We start from the raw sequence: 17,309 nt of genomic DNA on the forward strand, positions 1-17,309 counted from the left end.
AAAATAAAATTAATAGGGGGTAAGGTAATGCGCAGAGGTATTTACAAGAAGAAGGTCACTTTCTTTATTACGATGATGTTGTTATTGAGTTTTGCACTTGTGGGCTGTGTTCCAAAATCAAATAGTTCTTCTTCAACCAGTAAAACAGAAGGAAAATGGGCAGGACAAAAAATTAAGGTCCAGATGATTGGTGACTTTGCGATGGATGACAAGACAGATCCTGTTACTGGTGAGACAGCAAAAGGTATGAAAGTAGTAAAGGCGGAGTTCGAAAAGCAGCACCCTGGAGCAACGGTTGAATTTGTTTTAATGCCTTGGGAAGGATATACAGAGAAAACGCAAGCGATGATCACTTCTGGTGAAGCCGATGTGTACCAAATGCCTGGTGTCGCAGATTTTGCTCCACAAGGTGTACTAGAACCATTACAGCCGTGGATTGAAAAAGACAAGGAATTCAGTCTAGATATCTTCATTGATAACCAAGTTGATGGTTGGAAGGCTTTAGGACCAGACAGTAAGGAATTGGATATTTATGGACTTCCGTTTTTGGGGGATACCCGTTTTATTGCTTACGATAAGAAGTTATTTGACGACTGGGGTGTAGAATATCCATCTGAAAACCCAACAATGGAAGAGATTGCAGAAAAAGCAAAACAGATGACAGGAAAGAATCCAAAAACGGGTGAACAAAACTATGGAATTTGGTTCCGTGGGGATTGGTCTTCTGCTTTCACTCTTGTGGATCTTGCTGAAGGACAAAATGGTTCATGGGGAACAGGTTTTGCATGGGATGAAGTTAAGTTTAACTTTGAATCACCAGAAATGCTCAATGGGTTAAATTGGCTGCTGGAAATGCAAAAATATGCACCAAAGGGAATCGTTAGTAACCAAGGGAATGAAAAATGGTTATCAAAGGATAACAATATTGCCATTATGTTAAACCAAGGACCTGGGGATACCGTTAAACCAGCTTATGCCCAAGGACTTGGAGACCGAATCGGAATTGTTAATGAGTTTAAAAATGATGAAGGTCGTGGAGGATTATTTGCAGGTAGTCCGATTACCATTGCAAAGGATAGTAAAAATAAAGAATTGGCATGGGAATGGGTAAAATTTGCTACAAGCGATTTCGTCCAAAAATATGTGTTTGAAGAATATGGAGCAATCCCAGCAGTGAAATCCGCAACGGAATGGGATAGTGTGAAAGAAATGCCATTAATGCTTCCAGTATTTAAAGCAATGGAAACACCGATGACGCCTAGATACCCATGGGGATCTTCACAGCCGCGCTTTATCTTAACCTCTGAAATTGAGGCTGCATTAACTGGAAATAGAAGTGCGGAGGATGCACTTAAAAAAGCTCAAAAAGAGAGCACGGAATGGGTTGAAAATCGTTAATCTTCGTGGCATTAAAATTGAGAAATATACCAGATGATAAACTAGCAGATTACTAGAGCACCAATGAAATGAAGTAACTGTAGAGAAATAGGATACAGTTACTTCTTTTCATAATGGTTGATCAGTACTCTCATAGATAGAAAGTATACGCTGCAAAAATACGAAAAGGATAAGGAGTGTGACTTATGCTAAAGGTTGCTGTGATTGGACTTGGAGATGTTTCGAGTGTTCATCTATCCGCTATAAAGGGAAATACGCGTGCAGAGTTGGTGGCAGTTTGTGATATCGATGAAACAAGGAAAGATATCGTGCCAGGTGTGAATTTTTATACTGATTTTCAAGATATGCTGGAAAAAGAAGTGTTGGATTGCGTACATATTTGTTTGCCGCACTATCTTCATTTTCCCGTAACAAAAGCATGTGTTGAAAATGGTGTTCACGTATTTCAAGAAAAGCCGCTATCATTGAATTCGGAAGAAGGATCTGCCCTCGTCAAACTAGAGGAAAAGCATAAAGATATCAAAATAGGTGTTTGCTTCCAAAACCGTTTCAATGAGACCTTTGAAGTGCTGAAGAAAATAGTTGAAAGCGAACAATATGGAAAAGTGTTGGGTATCAAGGGGTTAGTGGCATGGGCGAGACCCAAATCTTATTATGACAATAAACCATGGCGGGGGAAATTGGAATATGCAGGTGGTGGAGTGATGATCAATCAATCCATTCATACATTGGATCAAATGCAGCTGCTTGGCGGCGAAATTAAATCCATTCGAGGGTCCATCGATCAGCTTCTAGATTATGGGGTAGAAATCGAAGATACTGCCACAGCATCTATTCATTTTGAAAATGGGGCGAAAGGATTCTTTTTTGCGACCATTGCCAATGCAAATAATTCCAGTGTTGAGCTTCAGGTAGTTTTTGAGAAACAGAAATTCACCATTAAGGATAGTATTCTAACGAAGCTGGATGAAGAGGGGAAAAAAGTAGAATTGATCGAAGATACCAAGATGCCAGGCTCAAAATTCTATTATGGTGCAAGTCATATGAAATTAATCAATAAATTCTATGAATGTATTGTAGAGAATACGAACGAGTATGTACATGTCAAAGATGCCCTTCCATCAATGAAAATGATTGACAGTATCGTTAAATCATCAGAATTAAAAAGAGAAGTCGAGATGCAAAGCTTAGAAGCCAGCATATAAAACGATGAAAGCAGAATCAACATGGTGTTGGCGAAGAAATACTTGCGGATAGTATTAATAGAAATGAAGTTCTGCCTTTTAGAACATGTTTAGTAGATGAGTACGAATTTCCTTTTAAAATAGCAATAGGGGTAAAAAATCACCCTATACTGAACAACTTTAACCAAGTCTACTCTGAATATTCCGTTTAATATAGATAGTAAGCTATTACACTGTAAAAAGAAAAGGAGCTCGTGATATGAGAAATAAGTTTGCAGCACAATTGTATACGCTACGAGAAGAATTAAAAAGGGGAATTGTACCAGTATTTAAAGAATTAAAGGAAATGGGCTGGGCTGGAGTTCAGTTGTCGGCGTTACCGCCTGGCTATGATCCAGAAGAAGTTGCAGCAGCTCTAAAGGAAAATCAACTTGGTACGGCCGGGATACATATATCCATTGATCGGCTGGAAAACGATCTTGACAATCTACTAGATGAAGTCAGCTTATATCAAACAAAAGATATTGTTTGTCCAAACATTCCTGAGAATTTAAGAAACAAAGAAGGTTTTCAGAAAGTAAAGACCCTCTTAAATGAAGTAGCTGAGAAAGCACCTGGATATCGGATTAGCTATCATAACCATGCTTTTGAATTTGACACTGAAATTGAAGGGAAATCTTCTTTAGAATACTTGTTAGAACCAACAGCAGAGAATAAAATTTTGGCTGAAATTGATGTGTTTTGGATTAAAAAAGCCGGAAGAAACCCGCTGCAATTTCTACAACCCTATGCACAAAGAATGCCTATTATCCATTTAAAAGACATGACAAGAGATGAAAGAAAAACCTTTGCTGAAGTGGGAACCGGCTTGATTGATTTTGCTCCAATCCTGGATTGGTGTGAAAAATCAGGAGTTGAATGGTATGCAGTGGAACAGGATATCTGCCCTGGTAACCCAATGGATAGTCTTCAAACAAGCTTAGAAAACCTAAAAGTGCTATCAAAGCAATTTCAATAAAATAATGCGAAAAGCGCTTAATGCAAACCAATTATGAATGAAGGAGAGGGAAAAATTTGGAGAATGTCAAAATAGGAATTATCGGTATTGGCAATATGGGAAGTTCCCATTCACTCTATCTTAATAATGGTGAAGTACCAGGGGCAGTGTTAACAGCTGTATGTGATCAGAACCCCGAGAGATTAAAATGGGCAAAAGAAACATTAGGGGAAAATATACAAATGTTTGACAATACAGAAAGCTTTTTCGAATTCGGTGATCTTGATGCTGTTATAGTAGCAACCCCGCATTATGATCATCCGCCTTTAGCGATAAAAGCCCTTCAAAAAGGTTTGCATGTTTTGGTAGAAAAGCCGGTTGGTGTTTTTACTAAAAACGTTCGTGAATTGAATGAGGTGGCTAAAAAAAGTGGAAAAGTTTTTGGAATTATGTTTAACCAACGAACCAATCCTTTGTATCAAAAGCTAAGAGACCTTGTGCAAAGCGGAGAATTAGGAGAAATCAAACGAACAAATTGGATTATAACCGATTGGTATCGCTCTCAAAGCTATTATGATTCAGGCGGTTGGAGAGCAACATGGGCAGGTGAAGGCGGCGGGGTCCTCGCAAATCAAGACCCGCACCAGCTTGATTTATGGCAATGGACGAGCGGCTTGATGCCGAAACGTGTTCGGGCTTTTTGTGGGTTTGGTAAGTTTCATAATATTGAAGTAGAAGATGACGTAACGGCTTATGTTGAATACGAAAATGGTGCAACAGGAGTATTTGTTACTTCAACCGGTGATGCTCCTGGTACCAATCGCTACGAAATATCCGGTGATCGTGGAAAATTGGTAGTCGAAGATGGAAAATTGACATTTTGGAGATTACGACAATCCGAAAGAGAATTTAACAGAGAATATAAAGGCGGATTTGGTGAGCCAGAATGCTGGAAAATTGATATCCCTATAAAAGGAGAAGCAACACAGCATAAAGGAATTACCACCAACTGGGTGAAGGCAATTCTTCATGGTACAGAATTACTAGGGCCAGGCGAAGAAGGAATCAAAGGGTTAGAAATTTCCAATGCGATCCATTTATCTGCTTGGACAGACGATTGGGTAGACCTTCCTATAAATGAAGATCTCTTCTATTCAAAATTGCAAGAGAAAATAAAAACATCTACATTCAAAAAGAATATCGTTGCCGATAGGACACTTAATATTCAAGGAACACATTAAAGGATTAGTTTAATAACACTTAAAAAGCAGAATATCGACTATATTCTGCTTCTTACGATTTGAGAGGAGAAAAGCATTGTTAGAAAAACCATTCCCGCTTGAACGTGATGTATCGAAGTATGTGGAACAATTTGATGAATCACAAATACGTGATTCACAGTACAAAAAAAGCTTATATCTAGACATCATTGAACCTCTTGTCCAATATTTTTCTACCTGTATGGATGACGAAGGTCGAATTATCGACCACTGTATGCATCGTGAGACACAATATTCAACCCCAGCTTTTGCTGCTAGCACAGCACTTCTTTATACGCAGCTAAGAGAAAATTGGATGTTAGTAAGTGCTAGTAAAGCGTTAGATTCTTCGCTTAAACAAATGGTGGAAGAGAATTGTGCAGACGATCATAGTAATTTTTATACCACCATGGTCACTTTTGCTTATATGAAACTGAAACCTTATGTATCTGAAACAAAAGCCACACAATGGGAACTGTCTTTTTCTAGAATGAATCCTGCAAGTTTATATAAAAAAACCATTAACAATTGGAAAGTAGTGGCACTTGCCGGAGAATACTTGCGGGGAGCTCATAAGCTTGGCAATGCTATGAATTTAGAAGACATTGATCGGGAATTAGCCCCCCAAATGGAGCTTTTAACAGAATATGGTCTTTATGTAGATCCAAATGGTCCAATGGCATATGCCATGTTTACACGAAACTATTTTCGATTAATGCTGCTTGCAGGCTATGACGGCAGGCACAAAGAGAGACTGTTAGAATGCTGTCAGCGTGGAGATTTAACGTCACTGTTTATGCAAAGTCCAACAGGCGAAATGCCGACGGGAGGCCGAAGCTCCCAGCATCAGTGGAATGAAGCACAGCAAGCTTTTCAGTTTGAAGTGGCAGCAAATGAATATGCCAATACTGGAGATTATATCATGGCAGCAGCCTTTAAACGGGGAGCACGTTTATCGCTTGAATCTATCAAAAGGTGGAAGAGGCCAACAGGCGAGCTGAATGTGGTCAGAAATTATGCTGACCCAATGACTCGTACGGGGTACGAAACCTATACCTATCATTCTCAATACAATTTGCTTGCAGCGTATTTTTTAGCGCTGGCATTCGAACAGGCGGACGATGAAATAGGAGAACTAGCTTGTCCGGCACAAACAGGGGGATTCTATGTTTGGATGGAACCTTATTTTCACAAATTGATTATCAATGCAGGCGGGCATTACATTGAGTATCAGACAAAAGGGGATAAAAACTACACTCCTACAGGAATTGTCCGGATCCAGCGAAACAATGTATGGCCGACCATTGGTCCATCAGATGGAACACCAGTAACAAGTAATAGAGCTTTATCCTTTGCTCCAGCTTGGATCAATGTAAACAATGTGATGACACGATTATCGGAGATGACATCAAAAGAATCTCCTAATCTGGAAGTCTCTGTACTATCCTGTGACACAAAAAAAGTCGAGGTGAAACTGGAGTTTAGAGGTCCAATGAACGGGGCTTTTCTGATTCAGCAAACCCTTACAGTTACACCAGAAATCCTTCTTGTCCAAGATTCTATTATAGGTGAGATAGAAAGTGTGGTGCAGGAATTTCCTCTGTTATTATCTGATGGGGAAACCAGCACGAAAATTAGCTGTACAGAAAACAGGATTGATGTTGATTACAAAGGAAATAAGGTTTGTATTAAAGTGCTTGATAATAACCCTATTACACCTATAAAAATGGGACCACAGGTTGTGCAATACCGTAATGGAAACCTGACAAGTGCATCCTATCATACAAAGCAAGCAATTTCTCATTATTTGGTTCATCTCTATCAAAATGAGGAATACATTGAGGAGAATGCTTTACTAGATATGATGGGAATCAGTAAATTCGGGGAAGGAGTGAAAAGATGAAATTAGCTTTTACAACATTAGGCTGTCCCAATTGGGATTTAGATAAAATTATCTCAAATGCAGTGGAAAATGGCTATGATGGAGTGGATTTCCGAGGGTACCTAGGTGAATTGGATCTATTCAAATTTCCAGTGTTCTCAAATAACGTACGTGAGACTGTTCGCAGATTTCAAGAAGCATCCCTAGAAGTTCCCTGCTTTTCAAGCTCGGTAAGGCTGTTTACAAACTCAAGTGAAGAATTTGAAAATTATCGAGAAGAATTGAAGAACTATGCAGCGCTTTGTCAAGAATTTCACACACCATACATTCGGGTATTTGGCGGCTCTATTGGTGATACAAGCAGAGAAGAAGCATATTCAATAGTAGAAAAAAACGTCTTAGAATATCTCAAAATTGCGGAGGAGTACGACGTTCATCTCCTTTTTGAAACACATGATGATTGGACCAGCAGCGAATATATGAAAGAAATTTTTAATAGAATTCACTCCACACATTTTCATGTCCTATGGGATGTGCATCATCCTTATCGAACGATCGGAGAAGAACCTGCCTTCACGTGGGAGACACTTGGAGACTATGTTAAATATACACACTGGAAGGATTCTTATGTAAAGGAAGGTACACAAAGAGGGTACCAGCTTTGCCTTCTTGGCGAGGGTGATGTCCCCTTACAAGAAATATACACCATTTTAAAGAGGAATGGATACGAAGGCTATTGCACATTAGAATGGGAGAAAAAATGGTGTCCAGAGATCGAAGAACCTGAAATTGCGTTTAAACAATATAGTTCTTTTATGAAAGAATTAATTAAATAAGGTGGGATTTATATGAAACTAGGTTGTTGTGCAGGTATAGAAAAAGCATCCATTCTCTATCAAGCAGGTTATGATTTTATCGAATGTACAGTTGTTTCATTACAGCCTGAAGCAAGCGAAGCGGAGTTTAAATCGATCCTAAGAAACTACGAAGAATCGCCCATTCCGGTTGAAGCCTGTAATATTCTTCTTCCAGGAGATTTAAAAATTGTAGGCGAACAGGTGAACACACAACGGATTAAAAATTATTTATCATCTGCGTTAGAACGAGTAAAACGAATAGGTGCTGACACCATTGTGTTTGGAAGCGGGGGAGCTAGATCATTGCCAGATGGTTTTTCAAGGGCGAAGGGTGAAGAACAAATTGTCCAGTTTTTGCATATGGCTGCCGACGTGGCGGATCCACTTCATTTAACCATTGTCATTGAGCCTCTTAACCGAAAGGAATCAAATATTATTAACAGTGTTCCGGAAGCAGTCAAATTTGCTGAAAAAGTAAACCGTAAATGTATTAAGGCCTTGGCAGATTTTTACCATATGGATGAGGATTCTGAGCCTCTAACACATATTTACGAACATAAAGATTTTATTAAACATATCCATGTTGCAGACTCTGGCAGACTATCACCTGGTACAGGAAGTTACCCGTATTCGGACTTTGTAAACTTGGTGCAGCAATCTAGTTATAATGGCCGGATTTCAATCGAATGTAACTGGAATGACTTTGAAACAGAGGTTAAACAATCACTAGTTTATTTAAAAGAGCAGTTTCGTATTGCATAGTAGCCTCTTATAGGAAAGAAGGGAAAACATGCTTCGAGGGATTTACTTACTAGATCATTTTGATCTTATATACGGAAGCGCATATAAAGAAATTAACAAACTTGTGCACATCTATGCAGAACCACAAACAAAAGCATCCATTAAAGAGAATCCTTCCATATTGTCTGATGCGGATATTATTTTGACTGGATGGGGTTGTCCGGTCATGGATCAATCTTTTCTAGACTTAGCTCCAAATTTAAAAGCGGTATTTTTATGGTGCAGGATCAATTAAGAACATTGTAACAGATGAGTTTTGGGATAAAAACATCGTCATAACCAGTGCGTATGAAGCAAATGCGGTACCTGTTGTGGAGTTTACGTTATCTCAAATTCTTTTTTCATTGAAGCGGGGCTGGTACTTTATCAATCAAGTAAAAAAGAAGGCTTCTTTTCCAGCTCGAGAAAAGGTTCCAGGAGCTTATGGATCGACTGTTGGGCTTGTGTCCCTAGGAATGATTGGCCGGAAAGTCGCTGAAATGTTAAAGCAGTTTGATTGTAAGGTCATCGCATATGATCCTTTTGTTTCCGAAATGGAAGGCAAAGCTCTAAATGTTGAAATGTGTACTTTAGAGGATGTGTTTCAAAGAGCAGATGTCGTTTCTCTGCATACTCCCTGGATGAAAGAAACGGAGGGCTTAATAACCGGTGACCATATTTCTTCCATGAAACCAAATGCCACACTTATCAATACATCAAGAGGTGCGGTTATACGGGAACAGGAAATGATTGAAACACTGCAGCAGCGTCAAGATCTTTATGCGATTTTAGATGTAACACACCCAGAGCCGCCAGTAAAGAACTCACCATTATACAGCTTGGAAAATGTCATATTGACTCCGCATGTCGCCGGGTCTCTGTCAGCTGAATGTCAAAGAATGGGTAACTACATGGCACAAGAGCTTGGACGTTATCTACGCGGAGAACCATTGAAATGGAATATAACCAAAGAAAAATCTATCATCATGGCATAGATATAGATTACTAAAATAGAAGTGTCCAAGCATTGCGATTTAAATCAAGTCATTTAATGAATGGAGTTTTTACGATGGATAAACGAGATGGAATGAACTACGCACCAAAAGGAAGGGTAAATCATGTAGTAGAGAAAGGGGAATTCCCTTTTGCTGCCATTGGATTGGATCATGGTCATATCTATGGAATGTGTAACGGATTAATAGAAGCTGGCGGCGAACTTGTTGCCGTTTATGATCCCGATCCAAAGAAGGTTGAGAGATTTTGCAGTACGTATCCGAATGTAATCCCTGCTGCATCAGAAGAAGAGATCTTAAAAAATCCTTCTATCAAGCTAATTGCTGCAGCCAATATTCCTGTAGATCGCTGCGATCTAGGATTAAGAGTCCTTGATGCAGGTAAACATTTTTTCGTGGATAAGCCAGGGTTTACAAACTTGAATCAAATAGAAAAAGCAAAGAAGAAAACTGCAGAAACTGGGTTGAAATGGGGAATTTATTATAGCGAACGATTGCACAATGAGAGTGCAGTCTTTGCTGGGCAATTAATTGAAGAAGGAGCTATTGGACGAGTGATTCAAGTGACTGGAATGGGTCCGCACCGTGCAAATCCTGACAGCAGACCAGATTGGTTCTTTGATCCAAAGAATTATGGTGGTATTTTGTGTGACATCGGAAGTCATCAGGTTGAACAATTTCTACATTATACAGGTGCAAAAGATGCAAAAGTTTTGCATAGTAAAGTAGCGAATTACAACTTCAAAAAATATCCAAAATTTGAGGATTACGGGGATGCCACACTTGTTGCCGACAATGGAGCGACGTTTTACTTCCGTGTGGATTGGTTCACACCAGATGGACTTGGTACATGGGGAGACGGCCGTGTATTTATTCTAGGAACAGATGGATACATCGAGATAAGAAAATACATCGATATTGCCAGGGAAAATCAAGGAAACCATTTATATTTAGTTAATCATCAAGGTGAAAAACAATATCAGCTATCAGGAAAAGTCGGCTGTCCTTTCTTTGGCGAATTTATCTTAGATTGCTTGAATGGAACGGAAAACGCCATGACACAAGAACATGCATTTAAGGCTGCATCGTTATGCATAGAAGCACAAGAAAAAGCAATTAAGATTGAGACTGCTGAAAGGCTATCGGTTAATTAAAAAAGGGTAGGAAAAAAGTGCCATTGATTCTGGTGATTTCCAAGTAGTTTTGAAAGAACAGAGCTGGAAAGGTAGAGGACTAACCAACTGAGGTTAGTCCTTCATTTCTAGCCTATTTAAATTTTCTTTAATAATTTAATTACCTAGAGATTTTGTTCAATGCTCTTAATCGTTTAATAAAATTTTCTAATGCTTCACCTTCCGTTTGGAATTCTTTCTCAGAGATCGGATTTGCCCGCTCGTCTGAAGTATATACATACCATTTATTTGCTGTTTCTCGAATGCCAACTTCATTTGGTTTAATTTTATGATCATCGAACCAATTTAAATTCTGTAATTTTTCATTTTGGATGATTTCTAAAGCATTCTTTCTTGCCAAACTTAATCACACCTTGTTATATTTTTTCTATTAGGCCTAATGTTCCGAATTATGAGTTTCTTTCATCGCAATTCCATTTTCATCTAGTACGTAGCCGCCCTTTAGTACCTCACCCCATTTGATAGGGCTGTAAGCATTTAATACGCCAGGGTAATTCGGTACCTTGATATGTTTAGACAACAGTCCAGTTTCTGCATAATTTTACTCCGCCAGCTTCTTCAATTACTATACGCCCTTCGTTAATTTTACCGCTTTATTGATGTATTTTGTACCGTCAACGACAAGGGCAACTTCTTTACTAGTTGTAAATCCGCATTTTTCTGACGCTATCCCAATAGGGATAATCTTTCTTCATGATTAAAAATCAGTAATAGATGGAAAATAAAGAAAGGAGGGATGAGCTTGAAAGTACTTATTATTGGTGGAGATGCAGCGGGGATGAGTGCTGCAATGCAAATTGTACGAAACAGTTCTGGACATGAAATCACTGTTTTAGAGAAGGGTGGAGTGTATTCGTATGGACAATGCGGCCTACCTTATGTGATCAGTGGGAAGATTGAGTCAACAGATAAGTTAATAGCCCGTACACAGTCTACTTTTAAAGAGAAATATGACATTGATGCACGAGTATATCATGAAGTCCAAAAGGTAGACACGGAAAATAAAATGGTAAGTGGAATAAACCATAGTAATGGTGAAACGTTTAGCTTTCCGTATGACCGCCTTCTAATTGCAACCGGCGTAGGCCCGGTCATTCCAAACTGGGAGGGTGTTAAACTTCCAGGTGTTTTCACATTAAAGACCATTCCTGATGCAAAGGCAATCATGGATTATCTTGAGAAAGATATAAAAAATGTGACGGTTATTGGTGGCGGATACATTGGACTTGAAATGGCTGAAAGTTTTGTGGAGCTAGGCAAGAAGGTAACGATCATTCAAAGAAGTGAGCAATTAGCAAAAATATTTGATAAAGAAATGGCAGAATTTATCCATGAAGAAGCCCTGAAGCAAAACATTGTGTTAAGAATGGGTGAATCTGTTGAAGCATTTCGTGGTAGTGAGCATGTTGAATATGTGAAAACCGATAAAGGGGAGTATGAGACAGATTTAGTCTTAGTCGCTATAGGTGTAAAGCCAAATATAGTATTTTTAGAAGGGACTGGAATCCAAACAAGTGTTAATGGTGCTATTCAAGTAAATGCGTATATGCAAACAAGTATTGAAGATATCTATGCTGCCGGAGATTGTGCAACACAATATCATCGAGTAAAAGAAAAGGATGATCATATCCCATTGGGAACACATGCCAATAAGCAAGGTCAAATCGCCGGATTAAACATCGTTAATATACATAAAACATTTAAAGGTGTTGTAGGCACTTCAATCTTAAAATTTTTCGATTTAACTTTAGGGAGAACAGGAATAACAGAAACAGAGGCAAAAATGCTGAACATCCCATGTGGCTCTGTAACAATTACATCAAAAGATATCGCTGGTTATTATCCTAATAGTAAAAAAATGAATTTGAAACTTGTCTATCATAAAGAAACAAATAAAGTTCTTGGCGGGCAGATTATTGGGGAAAATGGAGTCGACAAACGAATCGATGTTCTAGCAACTGCAATATTCCATTCGATGACAACCGACGAGCTGCTTGATTTAGATCTTGCGTACGCGCCTCCATATAATGGTGTATGGGATCCTATTCAGCAAGCAGCTAGAAGAGTAAGGTAGCTTTATTATTAAATATATTATGTCCTATCGGGGGCTTTTCCTTAATAACAATCTTCAGCAACCAGGCACATTTCCTAATAAGGAATGTGCCTCTTTTTTTCAGATGTAAAGGATACTAAGTAGACCAGGAAGAATACGACTAGAATTACGTGAAATATTATACTTAAAATAACGGGACAGTTTAGTTTGAAGAGGAAAATAAACAAGCACGGGCTTTAATGAGCACGGATGCTTTTTCAACTTTACGAAATAGAATCTGCAATTTCAATTAATAATTCTGGGGTAACTTTATCAGAGATTCTTTTATCTACACTCAAAATATACTGGAATTTATAGCCGAGTTCAAAAAAGGATTGTTGAAATCTCACTTTATAGTTTGCTTTAGCTGCGAATGAGAAAGAAAAGTTTAGTACAATACAAATAACTGATATTTTTATTGTTTTGATAATTTCCACGTCCATAATTTTTTTAGGGTTGATTTGATATCTATTATTTGTAATTATTTGCTTAACTATTAACTGTCTGCTCATAGCAGTGTATTTTCTTATGCCTAAGTTAAAAAAGACGAAATAATAGCATTTATAGTGTAGTGTAATATTTGAATTCGTAAAAGGAGGATACTACTTTTGAATATTTTAATTTTAGGTGCAACTGGACGAGTTGGAAGTCAAATCGTAACGTATGCCCTTCAAGATAGACATCATGTTACTGTATTAGTTCGCACTCCAGAGAAGATTCAAATCAATAGTGAAAATTTAACCATTATTCAAGGGAATGTTTTAAATAAAAATGATATCGTACGTGCCATGCATGGGATTGATGTAGTTATTAGTGCACTAAATACTGATGGCACAACCACTCTATCAGAAAGTATGCCACTAATTATAAAAGCAATGGAAAACGAAGGTATACAACGAATTATCACGATAGGAACTGCAGGGATCTTACAAAGTAGAAGTACGCCTGCCGTACTCCGTTATCAGTCAAGTGAATCAAAACGTAAATCAACCCGTGCAGCAGAAGAACATCATAAAGTTTACGATATGCTTAAACAATCAACACTCGCATGGACTATTGTATGTCCTACGTATTTACCGGATGGAGAGAGTATAGGTGAATATCGTGTGGAACATGATTTTTTGCCTGTGGGTGGAAATAAAATACACGTATCGGATACAGCAGAATTTACATATAAGCAGATTGAAAGTAACCATTATATAAAATCACGTGTAGGTATCGCCTACTAATAATATTCTCTTACATTATTACTTTCTGTCACAAGTATAATTTATAGGACTTGAAAAAAATGGGGGCACTTCCATATAGATAATCAAGTAACAATGCAGTTTAGTTAATTCTTGTTACAATAAATTTAACATTAGGAGTTTAGCGATGGAAAAGTGGGATTTATATGATATGCATCGTAATAAAATAGCTGCTTCAAGAGAGTGATGGTTGATATGCTGGGCATGCCAATTGGAATAATAATAGCAAAAATAGTGCTTAATTAATTTTTAATCAACACTTGTCCCATTCAGCTTTATTCTGAGCGCATAAGTTATTATTAAGCCGCCAAGCCAATATAACTACCTCACAGGAGGCGTTTGCATTGTAGTGCAGACGCTTTTTTACTTTTAGAAATTGTTTTGTTCTAACCATCATGATAGATGTCCAATCAATCCTTTTCTTTAAAAATATACATAAGGAGAAATAGCTTTTGTACGATTGGTGGTGAAAAATATGAGTTGGTTCGGTGGTTGTGGATACGGCGGTGGCTATGGCGGCAGCAGCTTTGTATTAATCGTTGTGTTGTTCATTCTTCTGATCATTGTAGGGGCTTCATTTTGCTAAATTGTAAGACCAAAAGGCAGGAAGTCTGAAATCAAAGGGGAATCCATACACATGGGATATTTTCGTAACGATTTTAGAAGAAGAGTGTTTTTCCCTTTTCAATTCTTATTTTTCCCCTTTGTATTTAAAAGAGAAAGAAGACGACGACGGAGATTCTAATGCACAGATGAATTAATCGTATTTCATGGGCCTGCGGGCCTTCTTTTCTTCTATGGAATCGATCACATAGATATTAACAAGAATGATAGACATGTACTTACATTCCTTTTTGAAAATTCTATAATTTGTTATGATGTACTTTGTAAGTAAAGTAATTAGAGTATACAAAGGGAGTGCTTAAGAATATGGAATACATAACACTTAATAATGGGTTAAAAATGCCAATTGTAGGTACAGGTACAAATACTTATGGAAAAGAAAATAATGAGTATAACGGGGCTTTAACAAATGAAGTTCCTGAACTCGTATCAGCACTTGAGTTGGGTTACCGTTCAATAGACGCAGCCATCATGTACCGAAACGAAGAACTTGTCGGAACAGTTTTAGCAGGAAGCACAGTGCCTCGAGAAGAGTTATTCATTACGACAAAAGTTCCACCTAACGAAGAATATATTTCTTCAAAGGAAGCTACTCGAGCGGCTATCGATAACAGTCTAAAAAACTTCCAAACAGACTATCTCGACCTGCTGCTTATTCACTTCCCTATTGAAGACAAAGTACAACTTAAAAACACTTGGGAAGTCTTTGAAGAATATTACGAAGCGGGCAAACTAAAAGCAATCGGCGTTTCAAACTTTGGAAAAAATCATCTAGATGAATTGAAAGAATTCGCTAAAGTGAAGCCAGCTGTTAACCAAATACAAGTTAACTTAAAAGAACCTAACGAAGATCTCCTTGCCATATTAAAAGACGAGGGCATTACACCTGTTGCATGGGGACCAATGAAAGCCGAAGCCCATCAAAAAGAAGTATTGGATGAAATCGGTAAAGCTTATAAATTATCTGGTGCACAAGTCTTATTAAAATACCAGATCCAACGCGGTGTGATCGTTATTCCTAAATCTCACAACCGTGAAAATCAAGCATCTAATATAGATCTTTTCGATTTCGTATTATCTGCAGAGGATATAGAAAAAATTGAAAATTTATAATTAGTCATTCCTTCATCCTAGTGATATGAAAAATATCCTAGGATTTTGATTTTTTCAAAACAATGAGATTGGAGTAATACCTTTTTTTATTGAACTAACGAAGCAGGATAGTTCAACAAGATTTCTGTATTTATATGGTAAAATATATTAAATGAAAGAGTATAGGGGAGTAACTTAAAATGACAAGGAGAAAGAATTTATATGTACTATCTTTAATCGTTTTATCCTTACTGATATTGTCAGCAGTGCTAAATTTTAATTCGTTTAATTATGCAAAAAATGCTTGCATCTACAACGGAAAAACTCCAATAGTTGACAGGACTTTTTTAGCATTTAATTGGAGTGTTTCTTGTGAATGATACATCCTTTCTTAATCAAGTAACTTGGCAGTTTACTTGAAGAAGCAATATCATTAGAATGGATTGAAAGGAAATCCATAAAAGAGGTAAGAAATGTTTGCTTATAAGTATAAAAAGTTAATGAAAGATTTTATAGATGAAGTAATTATTGTTGAGGATTTTGAACGTGACTATCTAAAAACATTTAAAAATGATACAGAAGGAATGGATAACACGCTATTCGAAATCCTAAACGGAGTTTTTGCAGCAGTAGATTGTTATTGGCACGAATGTCTTCCTGGACAAGAAACAGCTTTTGAAATATCCGAACAACAACTAAGAAAAGAAGTATGTGAAGCATTGGTTAAATTAAATAATTTATTGAATAACCCTTAAATTTTATTCAACAAATGGGTTGCTTATCTTAAAATCGGGATTGCTGGGCGATCCCTTTTGTTCTTCAACTAAAGAAGCAGGTTAGTGCGTTTTTTTTTTGTAACCAATTTCACCGACAAAGAATTTAAATGTCCATAACCAAAAATATTGAAATCTTGCCTCTGAATATTCTGTTATATTCAAAAATGAGGATAGAACTAAATCTTTTTTATACTGTTTACTAGTATTTTTTAGATAATCAAACATATTTGAAAGTAGGTCATTAAAATGAGAACTGAAAAAGAGAAAATGTTGGCTGGAGAAATGTACAATCCTGCTGACCCAATATTATTAAAGGAACGTGAGGAAGCAAGACACAAGGTTAGAATATATAATCAAACTTTAGAAACCGAAGGAGATAAACGTACTAAGTTGTTAAAGGAATTACTCGGTTCAACTGGTGAGAACCTATATATGGAACCCAATATAAGATTTGATTATGGATATAACACATATGTAGGTGAAAACTTTTTTGCAAACTTTGACTGTACTATATTAGATGTTTGTGAAGTGCGATTTGGGGATAATTGTTTGCTTGGACCCAATGTACAAATCTATACAGCTACGCATCCACTTAATCCAACTGAACGTAATTCAGGTAAAGAATATGCAAAACCAATTACTTTCGGGAATAATGTATGGATTGGTGGAAGTGCAGTAATAAATCCAGGAGTTACGATAGGTAATAATGTTGTTATTGCAGCAGGTGCAGTAGTCACTAAAAATGTGCCAGATAACGTTGTAGTTGGCGGTAATCCAGCTAAAATAATTAAACAAATTGAAATATAAGTTATGTCCTTGTTGAACTAACGGGGTGCTTTCCTATAAGAGCTGGCTACAAAAAACGGCTGGCTTTTTCTTATTGAACTAAACCAGCTAATAGTTTGTCAATATTTT

General features: G+C 37.4%; 18 protein-coding genes. 16 read left to right on the top strand and 2 right to left on the bottom strand.

Features of this window, described 5'->3' with window-relative positions; genetic code table 11:
* Positions 1 to 27: 27 nt before the first annotated feature.
* From H0184_RS13470 to H0184_RS13510, 10 genes are all read left to right on the top strand, one after another.
* Positions 28 to 1,398, top strand: a complete 1,371-nt coding sequence (locus H0184_RS13470; RefSeq protein WP_221826060.1) for an ABC transporter substrate-binding protein — start codon at positions 28 to 30, stop codon at positions 1,396 to 1,398.
* Positions 1,399 to 1,583: 185 nt separating this feature from the next.
* On the top strand, positions 1,584 to 2,603 hold the full coding sequence (locus tag H0184_RS13475; protein ID WP_221826062.1) for a Gfo/Idh/MocA family protein: 1,020 nt from the start codon (positions 1,584 to 1,586) through the stop codon (positions 2,601 to 2,603).
* A 238-nt stretch (positions 2,604 to 2,841) separates the two neighbouring features.
* Entirely contained in the window at positions 2,842 to 3,600 is a 759-nt protein-coding gene (locus tag H0184_RS13480; protein WP_221826064.1) for a sugar phosphate isomerase/epimerase family protein, read from the top strand.
* Positions 3,601 to 3,656: 56 nt separating this feature from the next.
* A complete protein-coding gene (locus H0184_RS13485; protein ID WP_221826065.1) occupies positions 3,657 to 4,820 on the top strand; it encodes a Gfo/Idh/MocA family protein in 1,164 nt (387 codons plus the stop codon).
* Between the two features lie 76 nt (positions 4,821 to 4,896).
* Complete coding sequence (locus H0184_RS13490; protein WP_221826066.1) at positions 4,897 to 6,741, top strand: hypothetical protein; 1,845 nt, start codon at positions 4,897 to 4,899, stop codon at positions 6,739 to 6,741.
* The gene (locus tag H0184_RS13495) at positions 6,738 to 7,556 is read left to right on the top strand and encodes a sugar phosphate isomerase/epimerase family protein (protein WP_221826067.1); all 819 of its coding nucleotides are present in this window, start codon (positions 6,738 to 6,740) and stop codon (positions 7,554 to 7,556) included. The genes H0184_RS13490 and H0184_RS13495 overlap by 4 nt, the downstream gene beginning before the upstream one ends.
* A gap of 12 nt (positions 7,557 to 7,568) precedes the next feature.
* On the top strand, positions 7,569 to 8,339 hold the full coding sequence (locus tag H0184_RS13500; RefSeq protein WP_221826069.1) for a sugar phosphate isomerase/epimerase family protein: 771 nt from the start codon (positions 7,569 to 7,571) through the stop codon (positions 8,337 to 8,339).
* A 28-nt stretch (positions 8,340 to 8,367) separates the two neighbouring features.
* The gene (locus H0184_RS27680) at positions 8,368 to 8,613 is read left to right on the top strand and encodes a hypothetical protein (protein ID WP_260631566.1); all 246 of its coding nucleotides are present in this window, start codon (positions 8,368 to 8,370) and stop codon (positions 8,611 to 8,613) included.
* A gap of 76 nt (positions 8,614 to 8,689) precedes the next feature.
* Positions 8,690 to 9,352: a hydroxyacid dehydrogenase gene (locus H0184_RS27685; RefSeq protein ID WP_313771762.1), complete on the top strand. Its 663-nt coding sequence runs from the start codon at positions 8,690 to 8,692 to the stop codon at positions 9,350 to 9,352.
* Between the two features lie 74 nt (positions 9,353 to 9,426).
* Positions 9,427 to 10,524: a Gfo/Idh/MocA family protein gene (locus H0184_RS13510; protein ID WP_221826070.1), complete on the top strand. Its 1,098-nt coding sequence runs from the start codon at positions 9,427 to 9,429 to the stop codon at positions 10,522 to 10,524.
* Positions 10,525 to 10,663: 139 nt separating this feature from the next.
* Here H0184_RS13510 and H0184_RS13515 read toward each other — a convergent pair whose 3' ends face one another.
* The gene (locus H0184_RS13515) at positions 10,664 to 10,903 is read right to left on the bottom strand and encodes an Imm59 family immunity protein (protein ID WP_221826071.1); all 240 of its coding nucleotides are present in this window, start codon (positions 10,901 to 10,903) and stop codon (positions 10,664 to 10,666) included.
* Between the two features lie 36 nt (positions 10,904 to 10,939).
* Complete coding sequence (locus H0184_RS13520) at positions 10,940 to 11,083, bottom strand: hypothetical protein (protein ID WP_221826073.1); 144 nt, start codon at positions 11,081 to 11,083, stop codon at positions 10,940 to 10,942.
* Positions 11,084 to 11,305: 222 nt separating this feature from the next.
* On the opposite strand from H0184_RS13520, the gene H0184_RS13525 reads away from it, so the two are divergent.
* From H0184_RS13525 to H0184_RS13550, 6 genes are all read left to right on the top strand, one after another.
* The gene (locus tag H0184_RS13525; RefSeq protein ID WP_221826075.1) at positions 11,306 to 12,637 is read left to right on the top strand and encodes a CoA-disulfide reductase; all 1,332 of its coding nucleotides are present in this window, start codon (positions 11,306 to 11,308) and stop codon (positions 12,635 to 12,637) included.
* Between the two features lie 626 nt (positions 12,638 to 13,263).
* A complete protein-coding gene (locus tag H0184_RS13530) occupies positions 13,264 to 13,884 on the top strand; it encodes an NAD(P)-dependent oxidoreductase (protein ID WP_221826077.1) in 621 nt (206 codons plus the stop codon).
* Positions 13,885 to 14,377: 493 nt separating this feature from the next.
* On the top strand, positions 14,378 to 14,488 hold the full coding sequence (locus H0184_RS13535; protein WP_221826083.1) for a YjcZ family sporulation protein: 111 nt from the start codon (positions 14,378 to 14,380) through the stop codon (positions 14,486 to 14,488).
* 344 nt (positions 14,489 to 14,832) lie between these two features.
* A complete protein-coding gene (locus tag H0184_RS13540; protein WP_221826084.1) occupies positions 14,833 to 15,639 on the top strand; it encodes an aldo/keto reductase in 807 nt (268 codons plus the stop codon).
* 452 nt (positions 15,640 to 16,091) lie between these two features.
* The gene (locus tag H0184_RS13545) at positions 16,092 to 16,373 is read left to right on the top strand and encodes a colicin immunity domain-containing protein (RefSeq protein WP_221826085.1); all 282 of its coding nucleotides are present in this window, start codon (positions 16,092 to 16,094) and stop codon (positions 16,371 to 16,373) included.
* Positions 16,374 to 16,640: 267 nt separating this feature from the next.
* The gene (locus tag H0184_RS13550; protein ID WP_221826086.1) at positions 16,641 to 17,201 is read left to right on the top strand and encodes a sugar O-acetyltransferase; all 561 of its coding nucleotides are present in this window, start codon (positions 16,641 to 16,643) and stop codon (positions 17,199 to 17,201) included.
* Positions 17,202 to 17,309: the final 108 nt, after the last annotated feature.

The organism is Neobacillus niacini (assembly GCF_019749295.1).
In the GTDB taxonomy this organism is placed as follows: Bacteria; Bacillota; Bacilli; order Bacillales; family Cytobacillaceae; genus Neobacillus; species Neobacillus niacini_D.

Excerpts from the sequence above, each read along its gene's own strand:
- H0184_RS13470 (WP_221826060.1), top strand. The coding sequence starts at position 28 with ATGCGCAGAGGTATTTACAAGAAGAAGGTCACTTTCTTTATTACGATG.
- H0184_RS13475 (WP_221826062.1), top strand. The coding sequence starts at position 1,584 with ATGCTAAAGGTTGCTGTGATTGGACTTGGAGATGTTTCGAGTGTTCAT.
- H0184_RS13480 (WP_221826064.1), top strand. The coding sequence starts at position 2,842 with ATGAGAAATAAGTTTGCAGCACAATTGTATACGCTACGAGAAGAATTA.
- H0184_RS13495 (WP_221826067.1), top strand. The coding sequence starts at position 6,738 with ATGAAATTAGCTTTTACAACATTAGGCTGTCCCAATTGGGATTTAGAT.
- H0184_RS13500 (WP_221826069.1), top strand. The coding sequence starts at position 7,569 with ATGAAACTAGGTTGTTGTGCAGGTATAGAAAAAGCATCCATTCTCTAT.
- H0184_RS27680 (WP_260631566.1), top strand. The coding sequence starts at position 8,368 with ATGCTTCGAGGGATTTACTTACTAGATCATTTTGATCTTATATACGGA.
- H0184_RS13510 (WP_221826070.1), top strand. The coding sequence starts at position 9,427 with ATGGATAAACGAGATGGAATGAACTACGCACCAAAAGGAAGGGTAAAT.
- H0184_RS13535 (WP_221826083.1), top strand. The coding sequence starts at position 14,378 with ATGAGTTGGTTCGGTGGTTGTGGATACGGCGGTGGCTATGGCGGCAGC.
- H0184_RS13540 (WP_221826084.1), top strand. The coding sequence starts at position 14,833 with ATGGAATACATAACACTTAATAATGGGTTAAAAATGCCAATTGTAGGT.
- H0184_RS13545 (WP_221826085.1), top strand. The coding sequence starts at position 16,092 with ATGTTTGCTTATAAGTATAAAAAGTTAATGAAAGATTTTATAGATGAA.
- H0184_RS13550 (WP_221826086.1), top strand. The coding sequence starts at position 16,641 with ATGAGAACTGAAAAAGAGAAAATGTTGGCTGGAGAAATGTACAATCCT.